3 protein-coding genes are annotated in these 2,203 nt (G+C 66.1%); 1 reads left to right on the forward strand and 2 read right to left on the reverse strand.

The window, feature by feature from the left end:
- Positions 1–423 precede the first annotated feature (423 nt).
- Positions 424–744, reverse strand: coding sequence for a hypothetical protein (locus CcI156_RS23585; RefSeq protein WP_139341613.1), 321 nt, complete (start codon positions 742–744; stop codon positions 424–426).
- 361 nt (positions 745–1,105) lie between these two features.
- Here CcI156_RS23585 and CcI156_RS25345 point away from each other — a divergent pair, with 361 nt between their 5' ends.
- On the forward strand, positions 1,106–1,735 hold the full coding sequence (locus tag CcI156_RS25345; RefSeq protein WP_139341614.1) for a helix-turn-helix domain-containing protein: 630 nt from the start codon (positions 1,106–1,108) through the stop codon (positions 1,733–1,735).
- Between the two features lie 81 nt (positions 1,736–1,816).
- Here CcI156_RS25345 and CcI156_RS23590 read toward each other — a convergent pair.
- The coding region (locus CcI156_RS23590) for a transposase (RefSeq protein ID WP_139341615.1) at positions 1,817–2,203 on the reverse strand (387 nt) is incomplete at its 5' end.

Below are 2,203 nucleotides of genomic sequence, written 5' to 3' on the forward strand. Positions count from 1 at the left end.
ACCGGAGCCCCGCGCCTTCATCGTCTCCACCCCCAGGGACGCTCACACCCAGCGACGCTCACGGAGCGTCACCAAACGTTGCAGGGAAAGGCTCAATCTCAAAGGACAACCGAAGCAGGGGCGCAAAGTTCAGGCCGGTGAGGTCGCCGAAATGCGCCCGCGTGAGCACACTGTCAAAGATCATAATCTTGTTATGAGCTTTCTCGGGGCCGATTTTAGGCTCCACAGAGCTAAACCACGACCGCGAACCTGGCAGAGTTTTAGGTGGTTCGCCTATTGACGCCCCGCACCCGGCCTACGTCCCGGACGGAACCGCCCGGATAACCCCGGCGATCTTGGCCCACTTGTCGGCGCTCAAGGTGGGGGCGCGCTGGAGCTGGAGGCGCACCCATTCGGCCGCTGTCACCACGTGCTCCGGCCGCTTTATTCGTAAGGGCGGTGGTCGGCTCCGTACTGCATTTCCAGCAGCTGTTGCGCGACGAGCCGCCTCAACCGCCCCTCCTGGCGAAATCGAAACTGACGCATCTCCACGCCGCTGACTTCTTGGGCGGCCTGCCGCGCGCCCGCCGGCGTGAGCCGCGCCGTCTTCGGATGCACCCGGAACAGCAGATGCACCTGGTTGTGCTCAGGCACCGCCTCATCCAGGCTGGCCGCCGCCTCCCGCACCACCGCCAGCACCGCCGTCGCCAACCCAAGGCTGGTGGCGGCATGCACCCGCCCGCGGACGATGCCGAGGCCRGTCAAGGCGGGAAGGTCCCGCAGTAGCGGCTCCAGGTCCAGGGGCGAGGCGGCCGACCGGACGGGGGCCAGCTCCTTCGTCAGYTGGTCCAGGGGGTCCGGGACAGCGCCCACCCGCGAGGCGTCAGCCATTGGCGCGCTCCAGTCTCAGCGATCTTGGTGCCGCCAGCCAGGGTGGCCGACGGCCTGATGCGATCGAGGCTGCAACACAAACCCCCTGGTTGTGGGCGTCAACCAACCACCAACCGTTTCAGAGCTGGTTGRCTCGCCTGCCAACCACCCGGCCAACCAACCACCTCACTCCCGTCAAGCAGCAGGCCGCGTCTCTCCGGGATACTGAGGTGCTGACATGGGGGAGGGTCGTCGGTTGCCACCAAGCGATGAGGAGGAGGCAGTCCCGTTCGCGGCTCCGCGCACGGGCGGCCTGGCCGTGCCTGCCGCCAATGAGCCGGGGCGGTCGCCCGTCCTCACACCGGCTCAGCGCGTCGGCGCCGCGATGCGACAGGCCCGCGAGGGGCGCGGTTTTTCATTGCGCTATATGGGGGACAAAATAGGGAGGCACCACAGCACGCTGTCGCCGAATGAACTCGGTAATACGATGGCGACCGATAAGACGCTTCAGCTCTACGAGGAAGCCCTGCATCTACCTTCAGGCTCCCTGGTGCAGGTAAAGAAGGAGTCTCTTTCGCGGGGGCAAGACATCACCGGGGAAAAAGTTGGGGAAGCGGCCGATAGCCAACCGCAAACCGGTGCCGAACAAAGCGAGCCTCTGCTGTCGCCAGCTGAAATTGYGTCTGATCGCACCTTGAAAGACTTCGGGCCGTCCAGGGTATATACCGTTCAAGGTGTGCTCCRCAGTTGGCAAGGGCGATTGTTCCTGGCCGCCGCCGCAACCGTCCTCGCATTCTGGGCCGTCGCTCGTTACGCGCCCACATTCTACCCATTGGCTAGCCCGGTTCCAGATGCGAGTGACGCCCAGGCACTTCATTGTTCGTAAGAGTTCGGTGATGGCGTGGGTGGGCGGGCCGAAGGCCCGGCCGGTGTTGCCGGTCGGGTGGTTTTCGGCTTGTGGGTGGGGTTAGGGCTCGGGCCCGTCGGGTGGGCCGTCCTGGGGTGGGTCGGTGCTGGGAGGGCTGCCGGTCTGGGTGGTGGTCTGCCAGGTGAGGAAGGGTTCGAGGGCGGGGCCGGCGGGTGYTTTCCCGCCGGCTGTGGCGCAGGCGTTCAGGTAGCCGGTCAGGAACGCGAGGGGTTCACGGCCGTTACGCTCCGCGGTGGCGACGATGGTCCAGACCCGGGCGGCGAGGTGCGCGGCCCACTCAGCGTGTGCGCCGTAGTAGTTCTTCCGCCCGACGACCGGGGTCCGTAGCGCTCTCTCGGCAGCATTGTTGTCAAGATCCAGGTCGGGGAAGTCCTGGTGGCGGGCCAGCCCGTCCCATTCCCGGTCCAGGGTCGCCAGGACCTTCTT

This window comes from Frankia sp. CcI156 (genome assembly GCF_001983015.1).
Lineage (GTDB): Bacteria > Actinomycetota > Actinomycetes > Frankiales > Frankiaceae > Frankia > Frankia casuarinae.